Here is a 2,673-nt window from a genome sequence, read left to right on the forward strand (position 1 = left end):
CCTCTACCCCCGGCTCGTGGCGGCGGCCGCCGCCCGCGGCATTCCCGTGGCGGTGGACGCCTCGGGCAAGGCGCTCGAGGCGACGGTCCGGGCGGGCGGCACCGCGCTGCTCAAGCCGAACCTCGACGAGCTCTGCGACGTGCTGCGCGCGTCCCTGACCACCGTCGGCGAGATCGTCGCGGGCGCCCGGTCGGTGCTCGCACGCGGCCACGACAGCGCGCTGGTGTCCCTCGGCGCCGATGGTGCGCTGCTCGTCACGGCGACGCGGAGCTGGTGGGCCGGCGGCTCGCCGATCGTGCCCCGCAGCACCGTCGGCGCGGGCGACTGCACGCTCGCCGGCTTCCTCGCCACCGACGGCGAGCCCATCGAACGCCTGCGGGCCGCCGTCGCCTGGGGGCGGGCGGCCGTGGGACTGCCGGGCAGCGCGATCCCCGGACCCGACGACCTCGACCTCGCCGCCGTGCAGGTGGTCGCCGAACCCGACGCGGCACTGGACCCCGTCGACCTGTTCCGGACCGCCCCCGCCGGTCTCGCCTGAGACCCCACGCCTTCCTCGTCACCACTGCTCCAAGGAGAACTGCCATGACCGAACGCACCGTCGCGATCGCCTCCGCCCAGGGCCTGCACGCGCGGCCCGCCTCCCTGTTCGCGCAGGCAGCGGGTGCTGCGGGCATCCCCGTCACCATCGCGAAGCAGGGCGGTTCGCCCGTGAACGCCGCCAGCGTGCTGATGGTCATGACGTTGTCCGCCGGGCACGGCGAGGAGGTCGTCCTGACCGCGGACGGGCCCCAGGCCGACGACGTGCTGGACTCCCTGGTCGGGCTGCTGGCCACGGACCTGGACGCAGACGCGTGAGCGTCGCGGCCGGACACCGCACCCTCGTCGGCGTGGGGGTCGGGCGTGGGCTCGTCGTCGGGCCGGTCGCCAAGGCGTACCCGTCGCCCGTCATCCCTGCCCAGGGCGGCGGCGACCCCGCGCAGCTCGGGCCCGCGTTCGACCAGGTGGCGAGCTCCCTCGAGAGTCGCGCGCAGGCCGCGACCGGTGCGCTCGCCGCCGTGCTCGGCGCGACTGCACAGATGGCCGCCGACCCTGCGCTGCGCGCCGAGGCCGAGCAGCGCGTCGCGGCGGGGGAGACCCCGGCCGAGGCCGTCGACCGCGCCATCGCGCGGTTCGTCGACATGTTCACCGCCGCGGGCGGGGCGCTCGCGGAACGGGTGACCGACCTGCGCAGCGTGCGCGACCGCGTCGTCGCCGTGCTGCTCGACCTCGACGAGCCCGGCGTCCCTCCGCTGACCGAGCCGAGCGTCGTGGTCGCAGCCGACCTGGCACCGGCCGACACCGCGGAGCTCGACGTCCGCCAGGTCCTCGCGATCGTCACCGAGCGCGGCGGGCCCACGGGCCACACCGCGATCATCGCCGGCCAGCTCGGCATCCCGTGCATCGTCCGCACGACCGGGATCATGGACCTCGAGCCCGGCACCGAGGTGGCCGTGGACGCCGTCGCGGGGACGGTCACCGTCGACCCAGGTCCGGAGATCCGGGAGCAGTCGCGTGCGCGCCGGGCGGCGGCGACCGCTCTGGAGTCGGACACGGCCCCCGTCCGGACCGAGGTGCTCTACCTGGGGCGTGCGACGGCTCCGTCGCAGGCCGAGCAGGTCACCGAGTACAGCCGCGTCCTGCGGGCGTTCGAGGGCGGGAAGGTGGTGGTGCGCACGCTCGACGCGGGTGCCGACAAGCCGCTCCCGTTCGTGACGCAGGCCGGGGAGGAGAACCCGGCGCTGGGCGTGCGTGGCTACCGCCTGGTGCGGTCGCACCCGGAGCTGCTCGACACCCAGCTCGAGGCGCTCGCTCGCGCGCAGGCCGAGACCGGCACCACGCCGTGGGTGATGGCGCCGATGGTCACGACCCCCGCCGAGGCGCGCGACTTCGCCACCCGGGCACGGGCGGCGGGGATCACGATCGTCGGGGTGATGATCGAGGTCCCGGCGGCGGCGCTGCGCGCGCGGGAGATCCTCGCCGAGGTGGACTTCGTCTCGCTGGGCACCAACGACCTTGCGCAGTACACGATGGCCAGCGACCGGCTCCGCGGCGAGCTGGCCGACCTGCTGGACCCGTGGCAGCCGGCGGTGCTCGACCTGGTGGACAGCACGGCACGGGCCGGTCTGCGGGCGCGCAAGCCCGTCGGGGTGTGCGGGGAGTCGGCGTCGGACCCGGTGCTTGCCCTGGTGCTCGTCGGGCTCGGGGTGACCAGCCTGTCGATGTCGGTGGGCGCCATCCCCGCGGTCCGGTACGCGCTGCGGCACCACACGTCCGCCGAGTGCGCGACGATGGCCGCCGCCGCGCTGGCGGCCCAGTCGGCGGGCGAGGGGCGCGCTGCCGTCCTGGCCCTGGTGCACTCGGACGTGCGCGAGACGCTGGGCGTGTGAGCGGGACGAGGTCCCGTGGATCTCGATAACCCGCGCGTACTCTCGCCGGTATGGCGCACGACCCGGGACACATCGAGCTCCACGACCCCGAGACCGACCCGCTCGCGACGTACGTGCTCGAACCGGACGACGTCCGTCCGCTGCTGAGCCGCGTCGTCTCGTCCGCCGCGGCCGGGACGTTCACGTCGCACGCCCCGTTCACGGGCGGCCCGATCGCCGCGATCCCGCTGTCCACGCCGGACGACGT

The 2,673-nt window shown here is 75.5% G+C and carries 3 protein-coding genes and 1 pseudogene; all 4 read left to right on the plus strand.

Annotated elements, in window-relative coordinates; all coding sequences use genetic code 11:
• The coding region (locus tag AC1DUQ_RS21610) for a PfkB family carbohydrate kinase (protein WP_477074623.1) at positions 1-538 on the plus strand (538 nt) is incomplete at its 5' end.
• A gap of 44 nt (positions 539-582) precedes the next feature.
• On the plus strand, positions 583-855 hold the full coding sequence (locus AC1DUQ_RS21615; RefSeq protein ID WP_477061411.1) for an HPr family phosphocarrier protein: 273 nt from the start codon (positions 583-585) through the stop codon (positions 853-855).
• Entirely contained in the window at positions 852-2,426 is a 1,575-nt protein-coding gene (locus AC1DUQ_RS21620; protein ID WP_477074624.1) for a putative PEP-binding protein, read from the plus strand. The genes AC1DUQ_RS21615 and AC1DUQ_RS21620 overlap by 4 nt, the downstream gene beginning before the upstream one ends.
• 50 nt (positions 2,427-2,476) lie before the next feature.
• Positions 2,477-2,673, plus strand: a pseudogene (gabD2, locus tag AC1DUQ_RS21625) (succinic semialdehyde dehydrogenase); the annotation flags it as partial.

The organism is Cellulomonas sp. P4_B5_2 (assembly GCF_056402235.1).

Coding starts and splice junctions, on each gene's coding strand:
- AC1DUQ_RS21615 (WP_477061411.1), top strand. CDS start 583: ATGACCGAACGCACCGTCGCGATCGCCTCCGCCCAGGGCCTGCACGCG.